Source organism: Bacteroides togonis, assembly GCF_900130135.1.
Lineage (GTDB): Bacteria > Bacteroidota > Bacteroidia > Bacteroidales > Bacteroidaceae > Bacteroides > Bacteroides pullorum.
In genome coordinates this window covers 834060-856373 of record NZ_LT670820.1, presented here as the reverse complement: position 1 = coordinate 856373, position 22314 = coordinate 834060, and the positions used below count along the sequence as shown (strand labels likewise).

Sequence of the window (22314 nt, the reverse complement as noted above, 5' to 3'; positions counted from 1 at the left end):
TAAGCTATGAAAATAACCGCCTTGCAATGGATAATGGTAGCCGTCCTGCTTGTACTGGGGCAGGCGGTGCAGGCACAATCGGCCTACGACTGGATAGAAACCCATCGGAAGTGGATGAGCGAGCACTATCCGAAAGGGGAAGAACTGAGTAAGGAAGCGCTGCTGAAAGAAGCGGCTTTTGCCGTGCTGGACGGCCTGCGAGAACCGGAAGCCAAGGCTTTGTTGCGGGTGGCAGAGAAGTGGGTACCACAACTGGGAGCTTACCTGGACTGGCTGGAGAGCGGACAGGTAGACGAAAAGTATGCTATCTTACTGGGTACGTTGAAGGGGGTGGCTGATGCGGCGGAAGAGCAGCTGGGGCGGGAACACGTCGTGACCGGCTGGTGCAGGTATTTGTATCTCAGCCAGCTGGTGAATATGGAAGACGTAGTGAAACCGACGGACGAATTGATCGGGATGTTGCAACAGGCCGTGAAGCGGAAGCCGGACCGTGAGACGAAGGCTTTGCTCTGCATCGTGAAATTGTCCCAGTTTACCAATAGGATGCGTAATAATCTGGTGGACGATCCGCGTGATTACGAGGACGTGCTGCGTACAGAACAGGAAGCGCTGGCCCTGTATCCGGCTGATGACAAGACAGTGGACCATACGCGGGCATTTCTTTATTTTACGTTGGCTCAGGTGAAATCGTCCATGTCGCAGGTGGACGAACTGAAGCTGGCACAAGAACGTGTGGGAGGTATAGAGAATACTCCCTACAAGTCTCTGGCGAACGGAACGATAAGTAATGTGGGCTTCTATTTTGAAAAGGCTGTCTTGCTGTACAGGCAGCTTTATTCGGAGGGGCATCCGGAGCTCGTCATGATACGCAGGTGTCAATTGAATTTTGAGATAAACAGTCAGTTGTTGAATGAGGAGCTGGAGGAGGCGTGTCGGACAACTAAACTGTATGCGGATACTTATTACTCTTCGGAATCGTCTGAGAGCCTGTTGGCGCGGTTAGATTGGTGGATGGCCCGGTGGAAGAGTGGCATGAAGAACCACGATGCCATTTTCTGTTCGCAGATGGTTGAGGGATTCAAGCGGTATCTGGGAGAGGATAATTCGTATTACTTCAATATGCTGACGAATGTTGTTCTGATTGCGGTGTATGATTATCCGTTCGGAGCGGACCGACTGCTGGATGAATGGGACCAGACGATGGAACGGATTTATTCCGGCCAGCCTTTGAAAAAAGCCTATATGTTGTATTGGCTGTATTCTTCGGTTAGAGATCGGCAGCCGGAAAAAGCGGCAGGCAAGCTGGAACAAGCTTACGCCCTATATAGGGAATACCACAACCCCAGTGGATTGTCATTGGCATTGGGAAGACTGATTGTCTGGGACTGTTATTCGGTAGTAGGTAACATGAAACAGGCTATAGAAATGCAGGCGTATGTCTGTTCGGACGCTCAGGGATATTATGGGAAGGAGTCGCCTGTCAGCTTGAATGAAGAACTGTTCCAGTTGATCGTATGTCAGAATGACGTAGAGAAAGAAGAACAGGTGCGGGCTGCCTATCCGCAGTTGATCGAACGGATGAGAAAACAGGGGGCGGATTATCAAGTGGCTATGGCAAATTATGCGGAATTTCTGTTTGGCATCCGGGATTACAGGCTAGCAGAAGAACAGTATGCGCTGCTGGTGGAGAACGCTACGGAGGAGGATCCTTGTGCCCAACGGGCCAATTTCCTGTTGAGACTGGCCTATATCCGAGAGTTGATGAACAAAGATAGCAGGGACTGTGACCGCCTCTTTGAGGAGGGAAAGAAATTACTGGTCCGGGGAAAAGAAGAACCGGATGTCTGGATGGAGAATTATCAGACGGCTGCGCAGTACCTGATCGAAAGGGGACGGTATCAGGAAGCGGTCACTATACTGGATGAAGGCATCGACTTGTGTTTGGAACGGAATGGGGATAATATATATGACATGCAGTATCTGGGAATGTTCACCTTGAAAATTCAACTGATGTATAGTGGTTTGAACGAAATGGTCGAGGCCAAGCAGTTGATGGTGGAGCAGATGGAAAAAATGTTTCGGAATAAAGATGTGCCAGGATCGCTTCCTCTGTTGGATTATTTGTGGGGGTGCTATTATTTGGTAAAGGGAGAAAATGCTTACGACATGGTACAGAGAAACGAGTTCCTGATGCCTCTTTTGCAGGTATCTCAGATGCTATATGCACAGAATGGACAGGATCCTTTGTTCATGATGAATTATGTCACTCCATTGTTGATTGAATTTCTTGATATAGCAACGCAGTCCATGGTATGGACAAAGAATATGGACGTGGATGCTTTGCATGAAAATGATAGAGCTGTGTATGAAAAACAAATGAAGTACCTGAAAGGGATGTTTCCCAATGTGAAGGAGATATTCGGGCAATTGGAACAGATTTTTAGGGAACAGGATAAGAATTTCAGTAAGAACGTTACTTACAGAAATCTGGTGAGATCTCAGATTTTGTATTATCAGCATATGGAATACAATGAAGCGGAGAGAGACCGTTGTTTGTTGGCATACCGGGAATTGGTGGAGCAACAGGAAACGGATGATTGGGATGCCTGGTTTGACTTAGGGGATTTGTATTGGGGAATGGACAAGAAACAGGAGGCAGCTCTTTTCTATAAAAAGGCGTATGAACAGTTGACTTCTTCGCCCAGAGTAACTGTGAATGATAAATTGAAAGGAATTGTGAGACTCTGTAACACGTATGTGGAAGAGCGGAAATGGAAAGAAATGGTGGCACCGGCTCGGGCTTTTTATGCCAACGTGAAGGAGATGATGGACGGGAATTTCCAGCTGATGACAGAGAGCGAACAGAACAATTTTATGGATACTTATCGGGATCCGGCCATGTGGTTGACCTGTCTGTTGGAGCAGATGCCGGAAGAGTTGGCAGCGGAAGTATATGACGCCGTGCTGTACAGGACGGGAATGCAGTTGCGTTCGCAACGGCAAACGCGTATGGCCATCCTGGCTTCGAAGGACACGGCACTGATCCGGCTGGTAGAGCAGATGAACCGGTTGCAGCTGGAACGGAAGAATTTCAAGGTGGACTACGGAGTCTTGGGACTTGCATTCAATGAACAGATGCGGAGTATGGGACAGCTGAATTATGAGATAGACGCATTGGAGCGTCAACTCATCGAACGGTCTGAGCCTTATCGCAGGCGATATGCAACGGAGGCCAGCTGGCACCAGATCAGGGAGAAACTGAAGAACGACGAGGCGGCCATTGAATTTGTCTTTTCGCGGGAATACATCATGGCACTTGTCCTGAAGAAGAACAGCCGGAAACCGATTCCTGTACGGTTGGGGAAAAACGAAGAGCTGATGAAGGGGTTGCAGGCGTTGGATGCCAAGACGTCGGCACGGATGGCTGTCAAGTTGTATAACGAACGGGCATTGGACTTGTATGCCTTGCTGTGGGCGCCGTTGGAGCCGTATCTGAAGGAAGTCAGAACGGTGTACTATGCTACGCCGGGAATCCTGAACAACCTGTCGTTTGCTGCTTTTGCCACACCGGACGGGGGATACTTGATCGACAAGTATGATTTGTGTCCGCTGACGACGACTGCCATGCTGCTGAGACCCCAAAGCGATGAACGGCCGCAGAGTGCACTGTTGATGGGAAATATCTTCTATTCGGAGAAACAACGGTTGCTGGCAGGGACGACGAATGCAGAACAGGTGAGGGGAACAGTAGACGATTTCGGTATCGATGATTTTGAGGAGCGGGGAGTGAGCAAGGATCACTTCAAGTATCTGCCCTTTACGAACCGGGAGGTGGAAGACATAACGGCCGAATTGGGACGGAACAACTGGAACATGGAAGACATCACCGTAAAGAAAGGAATGGAGGCTAGCGAACAGGCATTGAAGGAACTTGCAGCAACCGGCCCGGCGGTAATCCACCTGGCTACACACGGATTTTTTGTGGCAAACCGCAAGCAGGCACTGGATATTCCTTTCTTCCAGAACCGGGAACCGGATTATGCGATGTATCGGGCCGGAGTGGCGCTGGCCAATGCGGAAACAGCCTGGTGTGGAAAGGGAACGGATACCGGAGAAAATGACGGGATTCTGACTGCTGACGAGGTTTCCAGACTGAATCTGCAACATACGCAGCTGGTGGTGCTTTCGGCCTGTGAGACGGCACTGGGGAACTATTCGTATGAGGGTGTGTTCGGTTTGCCGCGTGGGTTCAAGCAAGCTGGCGTTCGGTCGCTGCTAGTGAGTCTGTGGAGTGTCAACGATCATTCTACCTCGTTGCTGATGTCGGCTTTCTACCGCTACTGGTTGGAAGGCCTTTCGAAACGGGAGGCTTTGCGGAAGGCGACAGACGAAGTGCGGAAGGTATATCCACAGCCTTTCTACTGGGCGCCGTTCGTCCTGCTGGACGCGAATTGATGTATAAAGATAGCTAACAATGATAAACATGAAAAAAAGATGGATCGTATGTCTGCTGGTTGGATTATCCATCTCGGCAGGGGCGCAGCAGGCCGGAATGTCCGGACCGATGGCGGACTATCGGAACGGTTGCCTGAAAATGCTGGAGGCCATGGAGGAAAAGGATAAATATGACCTGTATGAAGCCAAGGAATGGTTCGGACGGGTCAAGGTGAGTACCTGGCAGGATGTGGTGGCTGCAGATACAGGGGTGAAAGAGGCGGACAAGGTGCCGGAAGTGTACTTTGATGCAGAATTTGCCGACTCGCTGCTGCGCCATAACTTTGATTTTGTGCCGTTGGACGAAATCAGCCTGATGAGAGAAGTGGATGGTGTGGGGGATGCTGATTTGCTGGTGATGAACAAGGCGGTGCCGGCTCACGGAACGCTGGAGTTCAAGGCAATGGGGAGCGGGCAGTGCCAGCTGATGTTGCTTTCGGCTCAGGGAGCCGGACTGACACTGACGGTGGTGGAAACGGCTACCGGAAAAGAATATGCAGGAAAAGCGGAACCGGACGGTAGGGTAGCCTGGGTAGAATGGAATATGGGAGAAGAAGAAGGTATCTTTCTGTTCCGGATTGAAAACAGGGCAGATCGGAAAGCTTCCTTTGTAGTTGCAGTAAATTGAGAAGGGTTTCTATGTGTAAATGGTGGTGGATAGGATTGTTGTGTTCGGTGCAGCTTCAGGCACAAAGTTGGATTGCGGATTTCAGGCAGGCGGACGAGGCACGGGCTAATGGCTTGTACAAGGAAGCTGTGGCACTCTATTCGCGTGTGATAGCTGCTACACCCGATCCGACGGCACGGATGGACTGTCTGAACAGCCGTGCGGGCTGTTATAAGCAACTGGCTGATTACAGGCAGGCTTTGGCTGACTATGGACAGGCGGAAGCACTGGCGGATACACCGGAGCTGAAAAATAGAATCCTGTTTAATAAGACTGGGGTGCTTTTGCAGACCGGACGTTATGAAGAAGTGGTGGATCTGCTGGCCGGTATGGAATTTGCGGAGGAACAGCAGGAGGGGAAGCGGCTTGCCAACTTGGCTGTGGCCTATGCTTATATGGGCGACTGGGAACAGGGCATCCGACTGTTGGACCAGGTGCCGGAGGGCAGGTGCGAGAAGGAAACACGGGCTACGCTGCTGCAGAACAAAGGGTTTATCAAGTGGGAAATGCATGACTACCGAGGGGCTTACGAGGACTTGAAAAAGGCGTCGCTTGCGCTGCAGGGAGAACGTTATTACCTGACATTGGCCAATCTGGCAGTTGTTGAAGCGGAGCTAAGGCTTTATGAAGAGGCTTTGTGCCATATTGATTCGGTACTGGCGTGGCAGGGCGAACAACCGTCTATCGGTACCGGACATCCGGACTATATCATCTCGCTGCGGAAGAAAGCGGAGATTTTGCTAAAGAAGGGAGAACGGGAGGAAGCGTTACGTTTGTTTCGCTCGTTCTATAAAGCGGAACTGGACTATGTGAAGCGGAATTTTGTCGGGATGACCGAGCAGAACCGGCTGGACTTCTGGAAAAAGGAGAAACCGCTGCTATCGGAAATTTTTTCCTTGGGAGAGGCTTGTCCGGAATTCTTGTATGACGTGGCGCTGTTGCGAAGGCACATTGCTTTGCTGGACAGGAAAGCGGTTGCGGACAGAAAGTCGTTGGATGAGTTTTGCAGGATAGACTCCCGCCAGGTACGAAAGGCTTTGCGGCCGAAAGAAGTGGCGGTGGAATTTGCCTGCTATAAAGATCTGTTGTCGGCAGACACGATGTATATTGCATTGGTGGCCAGCCGGGATCGGGTGCGGCATGTGGCGCTTGGAACCCGCAAGGATTTGCACGGCTATCGGGTAGGGAAAGTGACACTGGACGAGGCGGTTTGTGCCGGAGCCCGTTATGTGGATCAGATTTATGAAGATACGGTGTTGGCCAAAAAAATCTGGCAGCCGATTGTGAAGCTTATGCCTGCAGGGACTCAAACCCTTTATTTTGCTCCCGACGGGTTGTTTCAGATGTTGGGCATCGAATACCTGTCATCTGAGGACTTGAAGGGATTGGAGATGCGCAGACTGTCTTCGACGGCGCAGATTGTGCCCCGGCAAGTAGGGCCGGGAAAGAAAAACGGTGCGGAAGGTGTTCTGGTTGTGGGAGGACTGGCTTATAATGAATGTCTGCCGGAGCCGGATACGGTATCCGTATCTAACAGGATTGCGTATGACTACGTGATACGAAACTACGGTCGGCCTATGAACTTCGCTTATCTGAAAGGAGCTGGAATGGAGGCTGACAGCATTTCTGCTATACTGAAGACGGAAAGCATCGTAACAGCGGACGAAGCATGGTTGAAGCATCGATTAGGAGAAAGCCGTATTGCGCATCTGGCCACGCATGGGTATAGTCTGAAGGTGTCTTTGGACGAGCCGCTTTATTTTATGCGCGACAGCATACAGGAAGATCAGTCGTTGCTGGCAAGTGGGATCGCGTTGACAGGGGCTAACGTGGCAGGAAAAATGGAGCGGGCAGAGGATGGTTTGTTGTCGGCGAGAGAATTGTGTGATATAGATCTTACCGGTACGGAACTGGTGGTATTGTCGGCTTGTCAGACGGCACAAGGAGTGGTGTCGGATGAAGGTCCGGCAGGACTGGTGCGCGGATTGAAACGGGCCGGAGTGAAGACGGTCATTGCGACGTTGTGGTCGGTAGACGATAAGGCAACGGCACTGTTCATGAAGGCACTTTATGAAAACTGGAAAGTGAAAAAACAGGATCTGTATGTCGCATTCCGTCAGGCGCGGGAGGCATTGCGCAATTATAAGATTACCAAAAAGGTGGTGTTGCAGCGGAAAACACTCAGGCGGGTAGTAGTGGATTGCAGTAAGGATCCGATCTATCCGTACCGTTCTCCCTATTACTGGGCGCCGTTTGTTCTGATCGATTAGAACTGTACCCCTATATGCATTACGCGGATCTGTACAGTATCTTTTTTCCTGTACAAATCCGCGTAATGTTTATAGAAGATATTGGATATCAGGCTTGTTCCTTGGAACCTTTGAACTGTCGGAGCAGGTCTCTGCCGAAAAGAATCCAGCCTACGGAACCGACACCGGCCAGGAATACGAAGCCGATGAGGATCATGGCTTTGGAAGGCTTGGAGGCACGGAGGGGAACGGTAGCGGCCTGGACTACGGTGTAGACCGGCGTGTTCTCCTGTACCTTGGCTTTGGCGAGCTGGAGCTGCTGGGCAGTCTGGTTGTAGAGGTTGTAGGCTAGGTTCATCTCGTTCTGCAGACGTTCCTGACGGGTCTGGACGCTGCGGAGCAGGATGTTCTGGTTCTTGTCTACATAGTCGGCATAGCGCTGCTGGGCTTCGTAATATTTCTGCTGGGCTTCGTCGTAGAGCTTCTGTGTGAAGTCGAGGTCGTGACGGGCCTTGTTGGTACGGTAGTCAGTGATGTAATCCTGCAGCTTCTGCATGACTGTATCGGTGAGCGTGGCAGAAATGAGCGGATCCTGCATGGTGACAGCAATGGATACAGTGAGCGATTTCTTGTCTACACTTACGGCAATGCGGTCGTTGAGAACTTTGACAATCTCGTTTTCCTTTTTGGTGAGCTGGAAGGGATTGACGGTCGCCGTGCTGTCAGCCGGTTCTTCGTCACCGGAGAAGAGGGAGACGGTCCAACCGATGCACTTGAACGGCAGGGATATCACAGCGCTCCACCAGGGAGAACGTTGATGTTCCTGAAGATAATCGTAGACAGTGGTCTGGAGTTCGCCGTCGGCATCGCGTACGGGTACGTCGAACAGTTCGGTTGTAAAGGCGACAGAAGAGACGATGTCAGGATAAAGGTCGGGTGAAAGTGCATCGGCGCTGCTTCCTGCATTCAAGTTGATGCCTGCCATGCCTGCCAAAGCGGACAGTCCACCCATTGAGCGGCTGCCATTGGTACTTTCGGGGGCGATGGTAACGTTGGTGGTGTACTCCTTGGGAATGCTAAAAGCTACGACCAGTCCGACTACAGCGGCTATACCGCACCACTTCAGGACAAGCTTGCGGTCTGCCCACACTTTACGGGCCAGTTCGAGGAGGTCGATTTCCTGCTCCTCAACAGGGAGTTGTTTATTATCTTGTTCCATATTTCTTTAATTGAGAATTGAGAATGGATATTTTAATTCTCCATTTTCCATTATTTAAATATGTTGTAGAGCGTAGCAGCCATTGTACCCAGAGAAGCGGCAGATGTACCGATAGAGAGCACTTCGGCAAGGCTTATCGGACGGCGTTCTTTCTTGCTGGGAACGATGATCTGGCATCCAGGTTCGATCTTGGCATTGCGCAGGCGTTTGACACGGCTGACAGTACCGTTCATATAGACAATGTAGGCGCGGCTCTTTTTAGCAAGGCGGCTGTAGCCACCTGCCTGGTCAATGTAATGAGATACTCCTTTGCCGGCGATGTAAGCCACGGTATTGGGGAACTGTACTTCACCGCTGATCTTAACAGTGCTGATTTGACCAGGAATGTAGAGACGGTCGCCTTCGCGCAGTACGATGTCGTGGTAGCTGCTGGGATTGGCCAATGCTTTGTCGAGTTCGATACCTACTACATAGGTGTCGGAAACATTGAGTTTGGCGAGCGAAACAGAGTCGCTGCCTGCGCTCATGCGGGCCATGGCAATGGCGGCGTCGCGCTGGGCTATTTCTTCTTCGTTCATCTGACGGATGAGACGGCCACCGCGTACATAGGCAGAGGGGGTAAGACCACCGGCGCGCTTAACAAGGTCGGAGAGGCGTTCGTTCTTCTGCTGAAGAGTGTAACCGCCGGCGAAGACTACTTCACCACCAATGTTAACACGTCGTTGTTCCTGATAGCCGGGACTACGGCGAACTTCTACCATATCATAAGGGTAAAGGACAAAGCCGGGGGTACCGTCAACTACGAAACCGTCTTTCAGCGAAAAGGTGAAAGTTTCACTTAATCGAGTCGTTGCTTCAAGACTTTTAGGGTCTTTGAGGCGACGGGATATGTCAACACGGACTGTAGAAGCACCGTCTAGTAGGCCGCCTGCCTGTACGATGAGATCCTCGAGTGTCGTATTTTCGGCATACGGATAAACACCTGGGCGGGTTACCTCGCCATTGATGGTAAACGCTCCCTGAGCTTGCAATTCGTGGATACTGGGAATAACCAACACGTCTTCACGGCGCAGTGGAATATCAGGAACGCTTCCTTTTAGAATACCGGCCAAGTCTATTGCTATCATTTCATGGGTGAGATCTTCAAGTTCACGTGTCAGTATAACACGACCAGTAAAAGCATCGCCGGTAAGTCCTTCGGCGCGTTTGATGAGATCTTTGACTGTAGTAAGACCACCACCCAGTTCGTACATGCCGGGGCGGTAGACAGCACCACGGATCTCGACGCGGTTGGCATAACGGTCAAGGATTGCACCTACACTGATGAAATCGCCGTCTTCCAGTTTCCATGTTGAGAATTGATCGTTAGTAATGCTGAAAATTTGCTTTTCTGTTCCGGTACGACGAATGAGACGTACTTCATCGCTGTAAGCATCACCAGAAAAATCACCTGCATATTTAATTAAGTTATCCAGATGTTCATCTTTCTTCATTTCATAATACATAGGTCTTTTGACATTGCCTTCAATGTTGACCAAGATGCTGTAAGGAGGAACGATAATCACATCTCCTTCTTGTAAACGGATATCGTCGGAAGTGTTTCCATGAAGAAGATAATCATATATATCTATGTCTTTTATTTTTTTTCCGTTGCGGATGACGTTAATATTACGTAACGAACCTATTTCGGTAATACCTCCAGCTCGATAGAGGGCGTGAAATACGCTTGAGAAAGAAGAAAGCCGATAGGTACCTGGCACACTAACTTCACCCATGACATTGACCTGAATGCTGCGGATTTTTCCTAGTGTAACACTAATCTGTGATTCGTCGCCCGAAATTCCGGCATATTTGCTAGATAATGTTTGGCTGATTTTCCGGCTTGCTTCTTCAATCGTCATTCCACTTAAATAGATGGGACCGATTTGGCTGACCATGATGTTGCCTTCAGGCGTAATTTCCTGACGGATGGTAGTTTCATTAGTTCCCCATACATCAATGATAACTTCGTCACCAGGACCAAGGCGATAGTTGGCTGGAGTTGCCATGTTTTCATTGGGCTCAAAGGTCAGAGCAGGGTTGGTGAAAACGTTATGTCCAAAGATAGCCGATTTAGGAATAGCCTTGGTGCCGAAAATAGATGAAGAATCACTTACTAACTCTGGAATTGGTGCTTCAAAAGAACTGGAGGAAGATGCACGTGCTCGACGTTCGGTATTGGAATTGCCCGTAACAACCTGATTACTGTTTTGGCTTGCTTCGTAACGCTGTTTGATACGTTCCATTTGGGCACGGGTGACTCCACGAGACAGAAGTTCGCGTCCCATTTCTTCCTGATTTTTTCCAGCGGCATGAGCTTCTTTGACGTACTGTATGACCTGTTCGTCACTCATTTGAGCATGAACGGACAGAGAAATCAGCATACATGCAATAGCAAATAAAATGGATTTCCTGAAATGTTTCATCAATTTTTAGTTTAGTAAAATTATCAATCGTTATTGTTCGTTTTTGGTATTGACTTTTGTTACGTAAAATACCTTTCCGCTTGTATGACACTTCATTCCTTTTTTGTCGGACGGATATTTGCGACTGCAAAGATACGAAGAATTGTCGGAATAAACGATGGAAAGCTGCAGATAGTTTATGGTCAATCTGCTATTTTTTCCACATAGCCTACCGGAATTTCTACGTGGGCACACCCCAAAAGGTCGATACGAATGACGACCTGGTGTTTGCCATGTAAAGTAATCAATTCCCCTTCCAAGCCAGTTAAAGGTCCTTTGATAACTCGGATCGGGTCGCCCGGAGCTAATGAGGTAGCACTAAAACTGACTGCTTCTGGACTATAATCGAGCATGAAGCGGAAGCGTTCCATTTGCTGGTCGGGGATGACGGCCGGTGTATGCTGGCCACGCAGGACCATGTAGCGGCTGACCGCTGACAGGGTAAGGGGAAGCGGACGTTCCTTGGGCGTGACGTGTACAAAAATCATTAGTGGAAGAACCAGTTTTTCCATTCGCTTGACGCGGTCGCTCCAGCGGCGTTCTACTGTCTGCATAGGAAGGTAGTGTTCGATGCCCATGGCGGTCAGGCGTTCGGCGGTCTTCTTTTCCATGCAGGACTTGACATAAGCTACCAGCCACTGTTTTTGGGGAGCGGGAGGCGGGGTTATCATGGTGTTTTCTGTATCCGGATAAGCGTTCATTTCTTGTCTGATGGAATGATTCATTTTATTTGCGTACAAATGTAAAGAAAATATATGTTATAAGGCTCATTTAAATGAAAATAGTTTAGAATTTTCTTTTACGCTTGTCATACTTCTTTTTTCAGGATGTCTTCCATCTTGAGCAATTCGTCGCGATACTGTGCGGCCTGAAGGAAATCGAGATTCTTGGCGGCTTCCTGCATGAGGCGACGTGTGCGTTCGATGCTCTTCTGGAGCTGCTCGGGCGACATGTGGAGGGTGACCGGATCGGCCGCAACGAGGTGGGACGGTTCGGGCTCGACGTAGGGACGGGGAGCGGCGGAACGTTCAGCCGGTTCGGGGGCAGGAGAAACAGAGGCTGCCAGCGGGTTGAGGTTGTGGGCCTTCCGAATCTGCTGGGGCGTGATACCATGTTCCCGGTTGTAACGAAGCTGCTTTTCGCGGCGGCGTTCAGTTTCTTCGATGGTCTGCCGCATGCTGTCGGTGATGTGGTCGGCATACATGATGACACGCCCGTTGACGTTGCGGGCTGCACGGCCGGCAGTCTGCGTAAGCGAACGGTGGGAGCGGAGGAAACCTTCCTTGTCGGCATCGAGGATGGCTACCAGTGACACTTCGGGTAGGTCGAGTCCCTCACGAAGGAGGTTGACGCCGATGAGGACATCGTAGACGCCTTCGCGAAGGTCGGACATGATCTTGACACGTTCGAGGGTGTCGACATCACTGTGGATGTAGTTGCAGCGGATGTCGTGGTTGAGGAGGTATTCGGTCAGTTCTTCGGCCATGCGCTTGGTGAGGGTAGTGACAAGGGTACGCTCGCCCTGTTCGATGCGGAGCTGGATTTCTTCCATGAGGTCGTCGATCTGGTTGTGGGTGGGACGTACTTCGATGACGGGATCGAGCAGTCCGGTGGGGCGGATGACTTGTTCGACCACGATACCTTCGGAGCGTACCAACTCGTAGTCGGCGGGGGTGGCACTGACATAGATGACCTGACGGGCGAGGGTTTCGAACTCGTCGAAGGTGAGGGGGCGGTTGTCACGGGCGGCAGGCAGACGGAAACCATATTCGACCAGGTTCTCCTTACGGGCACGGTCTCCTCCATACATGGCCCGTATCTGGGGTACACTGACGTGGCTTTCGTCGATGACGATGAGATAGTCCTCGGGGAAAAAGTCGAGCAGGCAGTAAGGACGGGTACCTTCGGCACGGCCATCGAAGTAGCGTGAATAGTTTTCGATGCCGGAACAATGGCCCAGTTCGCGCAGCATTTCCATGTCGTAGGTGACCCGTTCGTAGATGCGTTTAGCCTCCAGCATACGGCCCTCTTTTTCGAAGAACTCGACCTGCTTATGGAGGTCGTCTTCGATTTCGTGGATGGCACGAAGCGTGTTCTCCTTGGTGGTCATGAAGAGGTTGGCCGGATAGATCTTATAACTGTCGAAGGTGCCGAGGGTGACGCCACTGACGGGATCTACTTCCTCGATACTGTCTACTTCGTCGCCCCAGAAGACGACACGCAGGAGGTTGTCGCTGTAGGCCAGGAAGATGTCTACCGTATCGCCTTTGACACGGAAATTGCCACGGTTGAGATCGAGGTCGTTACGTTGATAGAGGCTGTCTACCAGGCGGCGCAGGAAGACGTTGCGGCTGAACATCTTGCCCCGGACAACGTCGATACTGTTGTTGTAGAAATCGGCCGGATTGCCCATGCCGTAGATGCAGGACACGGAGGAGACGACAATCACGTCCTTTCGTCCGCTGAGCAGGGCAGAAGTGGCGGCCAGACGGAGCTTGTCGATTTCGTCGTTGATGGCCAGGTCTTTTTCGATATAGGTATCCGAAGAGGGGAGATAGGCTTCGGGCTGGTAGTAATCGTAGTAAGAGACATAATACTCGACGGCATTGTGAGGAAAGAATCCCTTGAACTCACTGTAGAGCTGAGCCGCCAGGGTTTTGTTGTGGCTCAGGATGAGTGTAGGCTTGTTGATGTTGGCAATGACGTTGGCGATGGTAAATGTCTTTCCGGAGCCCGTAACGCCAAGCAAAGTTTGGGCGGGCAGTCCCTGTAGGATGCCGTCGGTGAGCTGGCGGATGGCTTCGGGCTGGTCGCCCGTAGGCTGGTAGTCAGATGTAAGCTGAAATTTGTTCAATGGTGTCAGGTTTTGGTTATGGATGCAAAGGTAGTGAAAATTTTTATTTCACCTTCCGGTAATAGGCATCGGCCTGCGCTAGCGTTTCGGGCTTGCCTACGTCGAACCAGCCTTCGGTATCGATGGGGTAGCACTGGATACGGGCCTGGCGGCAGATGTTGATGTAGAAAGGAATAATGGAAAATTTTCCATTCCACCTGTCGCTGCCCATGTAATTGAAAATGGAGGGCGAAAGGACATGCACACAGCCGAAGGCGAGTTCGTTGTAACGGCCTTCGGTGTAGACGGTACCCGCAGGCAGGGTTTCTCTTGTCGACTTGTTGACCCATCCGCACAGGCGATTGTCTGTGTCAGCCAGGAGGTAGCGGGCGGTCTGTCGGTGGTTGGTCAGCAAGGTGGCATCGGCTCCGCTTTCCACGTGGTGCCGGTAGAAGGCGGCCAGGTCGATGTGAGTCAGGATATCGGCGTTGTGGATGAGGAATGGTTCGCCGTCGTCCAGTAGGGGACGGGCTTTCAGGATGCCTCCACCCGTATCGAGCAGTTCGCCTCGTTCGTCGCTGATGAGGATGCGGACACCAAAGTTGTCGTTTGCTTTCAGAAAATCGAGAATCTGTTCGCCGAAGTGGTGGATATTGATGACGATGTCGTGGAAGCCGGCCTCTTTCAGGCGCAGTATTACACGCTGGAGCATAGGCACACCGGCTACAGGCACCAGGGCTTTAGGCATGTGATCGGTAAGCGGACGGAGGCGGGTACCCAGTCCGGCGGCAAATATCATGGCTTTCATGTCAGTTGCGGGCTTTGAAGGTTTGTTCGATGTTCTGTTCGCGGTGCATCAGGTTGACCTGAACGCCAAACTTCTGGTTCAGGTGCTCGGCCAGATGTTGGGCCGAGTAGACGGAACGGTGCTGGCCGCCCGTGCAGCCGAAGCAGACAGAAAGGTTGGTGAAACCGCGTTCCATGTAGCGTTTGACAGAAGCGTCGACCAGACCGTAGACGTGTTCCAGGAAGGTCGTGATTTCACCATCGTCTTCGAGGAAGCGGATGACAGGTTCGTCCAGTCCCGTGAAGGGTTTGTAGCGTTCGTACTTGCCGGGGTTGTTTACGGCGCGGCAGTCGAAGACAAAACCTCCACCGTTGCCCGACGGATCTTCGGGGATGCCTTTCTTGTAGGCAAAGCTGGTGACTTTGACCACAAGACGGCGCTTCTGCAGGTCGTCGGTGAATTGCTTCAGTTCGGTCAGTTCGGTCAGCACCTGGCAGAGATAAGGATACTCGGGATAGGGCTCACGGAGCAGCTGGCGAAGGTTCTCGATGGCAAAGGGTACACTCTGAATGAAGTGGGGTTTCTTCTCGAAGTAGCCGCGGAAACCGTAGGCACCCAGTACCTGCATGGTGCGGAACAGCACGAAGTGGCGAAGCTGGGCCATGAAGTAGGCTTCGTCCACAGGCTGGTATTTGCGCAGGGCGTCGATGTACTCGCGGAGCAGTTCCTGGCGGAGGCTGTCGGGATAGTTGGCTTTTGCCTGCCACAAGAAGGAAGCCACGTCGTAGTAGACAGGACCCTTGCGTCCGCCCTGGAAGTCGATGAGCCACGGCTCACCGTCCTTGATCATGACGTTGCGGCTCTGGAAGTCGCGGTACATGAAAGTGGCGGAACTGCTGCGGAGCAGGACGTCGGCCATTTTCTGGAAATCGTCCTCAAGGCGGTCTTCCTGGAAGTCAAGACCGGTGGCTTTCAGGAAACAATATTTGAAGTAGTTCAGGTCCCACAGGATGCTACGGCGGTTGAACTCAGCCTGCGGATAGCAGTAGGAGAAATCCATGCCTTCGGCACCGGCAAACTGGACGGCGGGCAGGAGGCGGAGCGTCTTGCGTAGCAGTTGCTTCTCGTCCTCACCAAAGACGCTGGTCTTGCGTCCTTTTTCAATGGCGTTGAAGAGCAGCGTATCGCCCAGGTCTTCCTGAAGGTAATAGATGTCGTCGTCCGACTTGATGAACACTTGCGGAACAGGCAATCCCTGACGGCGGAAATGTTCGGCCATATAGAGGAAGGCGCGGTTTTCTTCCACACTTTCACCGCTTACTCCGATGAGGTTGGGAGTGCCTTTCAGGCGGAAATAACGACGGTTGGATCCCGATGCGGGCATTTCTTCGATACTATCCGGTTCGTGGCCGGTATAGGCTGTATATAGCTTTTTCAGTTCTTCTGTAATCATAGATTTAGTCATTTTGGCAGCTAAGATAAGGTTTTCTGTTCAGATATGGTTATCTTTGCCCAAATAAATACAGGAAAAATGACAAAAAACATTCCTCAATTTCTGATTGCCGCACCCACATCGGGCAGTGGAAAGACAACGGTGAGCCGTGGGCTGATGGCTCTGCTGAAGGCAAGAGGGCTGAACGTGCAGCCATACAAATGCGGGCCGGACTACATCGATACAAAGTTTCATGAACGTGCCTGCGGACGTCCGTCGGTCAATCTAGATTTGTTCATGGCTTCGGAGGAGCATGTGCGGAGGCTTTATGCCCGCTATGCTGTCGGCGCGGATGCCTGTGTGGTGGAAGGTATGATGGGGATGTTCGACGGTTATGAACGCGATCGTGGCTCGTCGGCAGAAGTGGCCCGGCTGTTGCGTTTGCCGGTGGTATTGGTGGTCGACGCGCGGTCGGCAGCCTATTCCCTGGCACCTCTGTTGCAGGGCTTTTTGCATTTCCGTCCCGATATCCGTTTTGCAGGTGTCATTTTCAATCGGGTAGGGTCGGCGCGCCATTTCGGAATGTTGCAGGAGGTTTGTGAAGACCTTCAGGTGGAGTGTCTGGGGTATCTGCCGAAAGACGGTTTGTTGGAGCAGGGTTCACGTTACTTGGGTCTGGACTTCAGCGAACAGGAAACGGAAGAAGCCTGTCGTCGCTTGCTGGAATTGTTGGAAGCCCATATACGTATCGATCGTTTGCTGGAAATCACCTCCCAACCTTTGCCTGAGAACCGGACGGAAAATGAAAGGTTGGGAAACAGACGTATTGCGGTGGCACGCAACAGCGAGTCTTTTTCTTTCCTGTATACGGAACATCTGGACTTGCTGAATCGCTACGGAGAAGTTTTCTTTTTCAATCCGGAAGAGTCAGCTCCGCTACCTGACGGTACCGATTTGCTTTACCTGCCGGGTGGTTATCCCGAAAAACATGCAGAAGCTTTGAGAACGGCAGACGTTACACTGGATTCCATACGTCGTTATATTGAAGGTGGAGGAAAAGCGTTGGCCGAGTGTGGGGGTATGATTTACCTGTCGCAGGGAATCTGTCAGGACGGACAGCCCGATTTCCTGCCGATGGCGGGTGTGCTGCCATTTTCCATTTCGAACCGGAAGGAAGACCGCAGGCTGAGCCTGGGTTACCGGCGTTTCGATTATAATGGACAAACGTTGTACGGGCACGAATTCCACTATACCCAATATGTGCAACGATCGTGTGAACGGTTGCTTCCGACGGTGGCGCAGGTGTACAATGCCCGCGGGGAGAAGGTGAACACGCCGGTGTTCCGCTACAAGAACCTGTTGGCCAGTTATACCCATTTGTATTGGGGAGAAATTGATTTGAACAAGTTATTTGAGAACGAAGAATGAAACGGATTTATACAAAGACCGGTGACAAGGGAATGACCGGTATTCATGGAGGAGAGCGGGTGCCGAAAGACGACATCCGCATCGAGGCCAACGGTTGTCTGGACGAACTGAATGCCGTAATAGGCATCGTGCGTTCCATGCTGTCTGCCGAGGATGAGTGGCAGCAGTTGTTGCACGCGATACAGCGAGAACTGATGGTCGTGATGAGCCATGTAGCCACGCCATCGGACAAGGTAAACCCGAACGAGCTGCATGCGGCCGAACTGACCCTTCGTTGCGAACAGGAGATGGACCGCCTGACGGAACAGCTGGCCGACCACGGTTATTTCCTGCTTCCGGGAGGTACACCCGTTTCGGCCCAGCTGCACTTTGCACGTACGGTGGCACGCAGGGCAGAGCGGCGTTTGTGGACATTGAACCGGCAGAGCCCGTTGGATGAGGCTATCCTGTGTTTCATCAACCGGTTGTCCGACCTGTTTTTTGTCATGGCACGCATGGAGATGCAACGCCAGAACTGGTCGGAGGAAAAGTGGCAGGAATTTGCCTATAAACGGAAAAAGACTTCAGGAAAACAGACCGATTAGCCTAACTGCAGCTCGTAAAGGCAGGCTTTCACTTCCATGCTGCTTCCCAAGTGTTTGCCCTCGTCGTCGGACAGTTTGACGCATTCGTGCCATTCCTGGTTGTTGTTCATCCGGCAGCGGGTCAGTTTCATCACAATGTTGGACGGGGTGAAGCCGGTGTCGTTGGTCAGGTTGGTACCGATGCCGAACGCGCAGCGGATGCGTCCCTGGCAGAACTGTTGGATGTCGAGCGCCTTGGGAAAGTTGAGCGCATTGCTGAAGATGATGGTTTTGGTTGTCGGGTCTATGCCGAATTCCTTGTAGCGGGCAATGAGCTTTTCGGTAAATTCGAATTCGTCGCCCGAATCACAGCGGACGCCGTCGAACAACTTGGCCTGCTTGCGGCTGAGGTTGCTCAGGAAAGCATCGGACGTATAGGTGTCCGAGAGGGCGGTACCCAGGTCGCCGTCGTAGACGTTTACCCAGTTTTCCAATGCCATATAGTTGGCATGCTTGTAGCCAAACTGAGCACCGTGGAACATGAACCATTCGTGCGGATGGGTTCCCATCGGTTTCATGTTATATTTCATGGCGAAATAACAGTTGGATGTTCCCGTGCAATACAGGGCGTGCTGTTTGAGGTAGCCGATGACCGTATCGTGTACTTCGAACGAGAAGCGGCGGCGTGTACCAAACTCGGAGAAGGAAAGATGGTTGCGGTTGGACAGAGATACCTTGTCCATCAGTCGGGCAACTACCTTGTCCAGATCGGGAACATGTTCCATGACCCGGTTTCTCACTTCGGACACCAGCGCCAGAAGTGGAACTTCGTAGAGTGTCACCTTATACATATAGTCCGTCACTTCCATGTGGAGATGGCGTTCCTCGTCCAGCCAGACATTTACCTTTTCGGGTTGGAAGCGGAAAGAAGAGAGCCATTCCCAGTAGACACGGGGCAGGAATCGGCAGGTGTGTGTCATGTACTCCAGTTCGTCACCGGTCAGGGCAATCCGTCGCATTTGGTCGATGGCTTCTTTCAGTTCGGCCAGGAAATGGTCGGAACAGACAGTCTGGTCGCGGTCGGTGAAAGAGAATGTGCCCGATGCATACGGAAACAGTTTGATGTAAGCGTATGACGTAGTAAACTTGTAAAGGTCGGTGTCGAGTATAGAGTAAATCATGACATGTGTGTTTTTAGGATTTTCGGGGGTGAAGATACATACTTTATTTAAGTTTCGCAAATTCCTGCCGTCCAAGTCGTATCATAGGATAGTGAAAAGAGAGAAAAGGAGGATTTTTTTCTTTGTAATAGTCTTTTTTGTTAATAAGAGAATAAGGCTTTTAAAGCATGTTATAAAAAGGCATTTTTTCTCTGTATATTTTGGAAGTTTGGTAAGATGCGCTACCTTTGCAATGTGTTTTTCATAGTATTAGATTTAAGGTTAACAAAAGATTGGCTGTCTGGGAAGATAGCCTTTTTTTTTTGACCACTTTGTACTATCTTTGCGTTCGCAAAAAATGAAATCTATGGAATTATTGGAACCCCTTATGCTGGTAGGTACCGGGAGCGATGTGGGCAAGAGTATTCTGGCTGCTGCTTTCTGCCGTATCTTCAGGCAAGACGGCTATCAGCCCGCTCCCTTCAAGGCGCAGAACATGGCGCTCAATTCGTATGCCACTCCCGAAGGTCTTGAGATAGGCCGTGCACAGGCGGTACAGGCAGAGGCTGCCGGCATTCCCTGTCACACGGATATGAATCCCCTGCTGCTGAAGCCGCAGAGCGACCATACGTCGCAGGTGGTACTGAACGGACGTCCGGTAGGCAACCGCTCGGCTTACGATTATTTCCGTAAGGAGGGGCGTGAGGAGTTGCGCAAGGAAGTGTGTTCAGCCTACGATCGTCTGGCAGCACGTTACAATCCTATTGTACTGGAAGGAGCCGGAAGTATTTCTGAAATCAATCTGCGCGACAGCGACCTGGTGAATTTGCCCATGGCTTTGCATGCCGGAGCAAAAGTTGTGCTGGTGGGCGACATTGACCGTGGCGGAGTGTTTGCCAGTGTTTACGGTTCGCTTATGTTGCTCAGGCCGCATGAACGAGCTTGCATTAAGGGAATCCTTATCAATAAATTCCGAGGCGATCTGCGTTTGTTCGAGTCGGGCGTGAAAATGCTTGAAGAACTTTGCGGTATTCCGGTGCTGGGAGTGGTACCTTATTATAAAGATATCTATATAGAAGAAGAGGATAGCGTGGCCCTTGCTACCAAATCCATGCAGGCTACGAAGGGTAAGGTGAATATTGCCGTGGTGATGTTGCGTCATCTCAGTAATTTTACGGACTTCAACGTGCTGGAGCGCGATCCTCGTGTCCACCTCTTTTACACCAATAATACGGAAGAAATAGCCAAGGCGGATATCATTCTGTTGCCCGGTTCCAAAAGCACGCTGGACGATCTGTATGAGTTGCGTCGCAATGGAGTGGCACAGGCTATTATCCGTGCCCATCGTGACGGAGTGACGGTGATGGGTATTTGTGGAGGTTATCAGATGATGGGGCAGGAGGTGCTCGATCCCGACCATGTGGAAGGAGACATCGACCGTTTGCCAGGTTTGGGACTTCTTCCGACAACAACCCGCATGACAGGTGAGAAAGTGACCCGACAAGTGCGATTTGCCCTGAACAATGAAGATACGGTGGGAGACTGCAACTTGAGTGGCTACGAGATACACATGGGAACTACTGTTCCCGTAGACGGAGCTGCATATACGCCACTGAACCGTCTGGAAGACGGGCAAGAGGAGGGATGCTTGGTGGATCGGACCTGTATGGGGACTTATATCCATGGCATACTGGACAATGCGGCTTTCATCGACTACTTGCTCGAACCTTTTGCCGGCAAGGTGAGAGAACGCAGCACTTTCGATTATCAGGCATTCAAGGAACAACAATACGACAAGCTGGCCGACCATGTGCGTGCACATGTCAATCTGCCGCTTGTCTATCAAATACTAAAACAACATGATTGACGGACACGGAGACGATTCTTATAAATATACCCGGCCGATAACGGCCAATTTCAGTTCGAATGTATATAGCCGGACGGACTTGACAGAACTGAAGAACCATTTATGTAGGTTCATACAGGGGAAAGATGGTGAATTGAGCCCTCTTTCTTCCTATCCCGAACCTCAGCCCTATACGCTGGAAGCCGCTCTGGCGCGTAAGCTGAAGCTGGAGCCTGACGAGGTATGCGTGACTAATGGGGCTACCGAAGCCATCTATCTGATGGCTCAGACTTTTCGAGGTACCTGTTCAGCCATTTTGCAGCCTACTTTTCGGGAATATGCCGATGCTTGCCTAATACATGGTCATCCCACGGTTTCGCTTTATAGCCTGCCTGCGGAACGCGAACGTTATCGGTTGCCCGAGGACATCCGTATGCTTTGGTTGTGTAATCCTAATAACCCGACGGGTAGTGTGACGGACAAGGCGTGGATGGAGGAGTTGATACGCTGTAATCCACAGGTGTGTTTTGTTATCGACCAGTCTTATGAATACTTTACGTTGCAGCCATTGTTCTCGGCGGCTGAGGCAGTAGCTTTCCCCAATGTGTTGTTGTTGCATTCCATGACTAAACGCTATGCTGTACCTGGTTTGCGGTTGGGGTATATCACCGGAAACGCAGGGCTGTTGAGCCGTATCCGCAACAACCGGATGCCGTGGTCGGTTAATGCCGTGGCTATTGAAGCCGGACTTTTCCTGACCGAAAAGGGAGTGCCCCATTCATTGGACATGGCGGTCTATCTGGACGAGACACAACGGTTGCGTACCCGATTGGAAGCGTTGGGAGGGATGGATGTATGGGAGACGCAGACGCATTTCATGTTGGTGTGCCTGCGTTTTGGCAAGGCGTCGGCCTTGAAGGAGTATTTGGCAGAGAAGCATGGCATCCTGATACGCGACGCTTCGAATTTCGAAGGCTTGGACGAGCGTTTCTTCCGTATTGCCACCCAGACACCCGAAGAAAATGACCGGCTGGTAGATGCCATTGCAGAATGGTTTCAGGAATAAGATGGATAAACGGATAAACAGTATTTTCAATTGGAACAGACATTGATAGCCTTTAGTCTGGCTTTT

14 protein-coding genes are annotated in these 22314 nt (G+C 51.2%); 7 read left to right on the top strand and 7 right to left on the bottom strand.

Annotated features, from left to right (window positions below; translation table 11 throughout):
- The first annotated feature begins 6 nt into the window (after positions 1-6).
- The 3 genes from BQ8005_RS03775 to BQ8005_RS03765 are packed head-to-tail and all read left to right on the top strand — an operon-like array spanning position 7 to position 7431.
- A complete protein-coding gene (locus BQ8005_RS03775; RefSeq protein WP_083610488.1) occupies positions 7-4455 on the top strand; it encodes a CHAT domain-containing protein in 4449 nt (1482 codons plus the stop codon).
- Positions 4456-4483: 28 nt separating this feature from the next.
- Entirely contained in the window at positions 4484-5122 is a 639-nt protein-coding gene (locus BQ8005_RS03770; protein ID WP_159436200.1) for a hypothetical protein, read from the top strand.
- An 11-nt stretch (positions 5123-5133) separates the two neighbouring features.
- Positions 5134-7431: a CHAT domain-containing protein gene (locus BQ8005_RS03765; RefSeq protein ID WP_075317099.1), complete on the top strand. Its 2298-nt coding sequence runs from the start codon at positions 5134-5136 to the stop codon at positions 7429-7431.
- An 88-nt stretch (positions 7432-7519) separates the two neighbouring features.
- Here BQ8005_RS03765 and BQ8005_RS03760 read toward each other — a convergent pair whose 3' ends face one another.
- The 6 genes from BQ8005_RS03760 to BQ8005_RS03735 all read right to left on the bottom strand — a co-directional run bounded on the left by BQ8005_RS03760 (position 7520) and on the right by BQ8005_RS03735 (position 16206).
- Entirely contained in the window at positions 7520-8629 is a 1110-nt protein-coding gene (locus tag BQ8005_RS03760; RefSeq protein ID WP_075317098.1) for a Wzz/FepE/Etk N-terminal domain-containing protein, read from the bottom strand.
- A gap of 50 nt (positions 8630-8679) precedes the next feature.
- Positions 8680-11094: a polysaccharide biosynthesis/export family protein gene (locus tag BQ8005_RS03755; RefSeq protein ID WP_407918935.1), complete on the bottom strand. Its 2415-nt coding sequence runs from the start codon at positions 11092-11094 to the stop codon at positions 8680-8682.
- Between the two features lie 182 nt (positions 11095-11276).
- Complete coding sequence (locus BQ8005_RS03750) at positions 11277-11804, bottom strand: UpxY family transcription antiterminator (RefSeq protein WP_075318912.1); 528 nt, start codon at positions 11802-11804, stop codon at positions 11277-11279.
- Between the two features lie 137 nt (positions 11805-11941).
- The gene (gene uvrB, locus BQ8005_RS03745) at positions 11942-13987 is read right to left on the bottom strand and encodes an excinuclease ABC subunit UvrB (RefSeq protein WP_075317096.1); all 2046 of its coding nucleotides are present in this window, start codon (positions 13985-13987) and stop codon (positions 11942-11944) included.
- Between the two features lie 43 nt (positions 13988-14030).
- Complete coding sequence (locus BQ8005_RS03740; protein WP_075317095.1) at positions 14031-14774, bottom strand: nucleotidyltransferase family protein; 744 nt, start codon at positions 14772-14774, stop codon at positions 14031-14033.
- A 1-nt stretch (position 14775) separates the two neighbouring features.
- Positions 14776-16206 carry a RapZ C-terminal domain-containing protein gene (locus tag BQ8005_RS03735; protein ID WP_075317094.1) on the bottom strand — a complete coding sequence of 477 codons (1431 nt, stop codon included), beginning with the start codon at positions 16204-16206 and terminating at the stop codon, positions 14776-14778.
- Between the two features lie 78 nt (positions 16207-16284).
- Here BQ8005_RS03735 and BQ8005_RS03730 point away from each other — a divergent pair, with 78 nt between their 5' ends.
- Positions 16285-17613, top strand: a complete 1329-nt coding sequence (locus BQ8005_RS03730; protein ID WP_075317093.1) for a cobyrinic acid a,c-diamide synthase CobB — start codon at positions 16285-16287, stop codon at positions 17611-17613.
- Positions 17610-18197, top strand: coding sequence for a cob(I)yrinic acid a,c-diamide adenosyltransferase (locus tag BQ8005_RS03725; protein ID WP_075317092.1), 588 nt, complete (start codon positions 17610-17612; stop codon positions 18195-18197). Before BQ8005_RS03730 ends, BQ8005_RS03725 begins: the two co-directional genes overlap by 4 nt.
- Here the strand turns inward: BQ8005_RS03725 and pncB are convergent.
- Entirely contained in the window at positions 18194-19357 is a 1164-nt protein-coding gene (gene pncB / locus BQ8005_RS03720) for a nicotinate phosphoribosyltransferase (protein WP_075318910.1), read from the bottom strand. The two genes, BQ8005_RS03725 and pncB, sit on opposite strands and share 4 nt — an antisense overlap.
- A 346-nt stretch (positions 19358-19703) precedes the next feature.
- Between pncB and BQ8005_RS03715 the strand changes: the two genes are divergently transcribed.
- A complete protein-coding gene (locus BQ8005_RS03715; RefSeq protein WP_075317091.1) occupies positions 19704-21203 on the top strand; it encodes a cobyric acid synthase in 1500 nt (499 codons plus the stop codon).
- Positions 21196-22248 (top strand): threonine-phosphate decarboxylase, encoded by a 1053-nt coding sequence (locus tag BQ8005_RS03710; RefSeq protein WP_075317090.1) that lies wholly within the window; start codon positions 21196-21198, stop codon positions 22246-22248. Before BQ8005_RS03715 ends, BQ8005_RS03710 begins: the two co-directional genes overlap by 8 nt.
- The last annotated feature ends 66 nt before the right edge of the window (positions 22249-22314 follow it).

Excerpts from the sequence above, each read along its gene's own strand:
- BQ8005_RS03775 (WP_083610488.1), top strand. The coding sequence starts at position 7 with ATGAAAATAACCGCCTTGCAATGGATAATGGTAGCCGTCCTGCTTGTA.
- BQ8005_RS03770 (WP_159436200.1), top strand. The coding sequence starts at position 4,484 with ATGAAAAAAAGATGGATCGTATGTCTGCTGGTTGGATTATCCATCTCG.
- BQ8005_RS03765 (WP_075317099.1), top strand. The coding sequence starts at position 5,134 with ATGTGTAAATGGTGGTGGATAGGATTGTTGTGTTCGGTGCAGCTTCAG.
- BQ8005_RS03760 (WP_075317098.1), bottom strand. The coding sequence starts at position 8,629 with ATGGAACAAGATAATAAACAACTCCCTGTTGAGGAGCAGGAAATCGAC.
- BQ8005_RS03755 (WP_407918935.1), bottom strand. The coding sequence starts at position 11,094 with ATGAAACATTTCAGGAAATCCATTTTATTTGCTATTGCATGTATGCTG.
- BQ8005_RS03750 (WP_075318912.1), bottom strand. The coding sequence starts at position 11,804 with ATGATAACCCCGCCTCCCGCTCCCCAAAAACAGTGGCTGGTAGCTTAT.
- BQ8005_RS03740 (WP_075317095.1), bottom strand. The coding sequence starts at position 14,774 with ATGAAAGCCATGATATTTGCCGCCGGACTGGGTACCCGCCTCCGTCCG.
- BQ8005_RS03735 (WP_075317094.1), bottom strand. The coding sequence starts at position 16,206 with ATGATTACAGAAGAACTGAAAAAGCTATATACAGCCTATACCGGCCAC.
- BQ8005_RS03730 (WP_075317093.1), top strand. The coding sequence starts at position 16,285 with ATGACAAAAAACATTCCTCAATTTCTGATTGCCGCACCCACATCGGGC.
- BQ8005_RS03725 (WP_075317092.1), top strand. The coding sequence starts at position 17,610 with ATGAAACGGATTTATACAAAGACCGGTGACAAGGGAATGACCGGTATT.
- pncB (WP_075318910.1), bottom strand. The coding sequence starts at position 19,357 with ATGATTTACTCTATACTCGACACCGACCTTTACAAGTTTACTACGTCA.
- BQ8005_RS03715 (WP_075317091.1), top strand. The coding sequence starts at position 19,704 with ATGGAATTATTGGAACCCCTTATGCTGGTAGGTACCGGGAGCGATGTG.
- BQ8005_RS03710 (WP_075317090.1), top strand. The coding sequence starts at position 21,196 with ATGATTGACGGACACGGAGACGATTCTTATAAATATACCCGGCCGATA.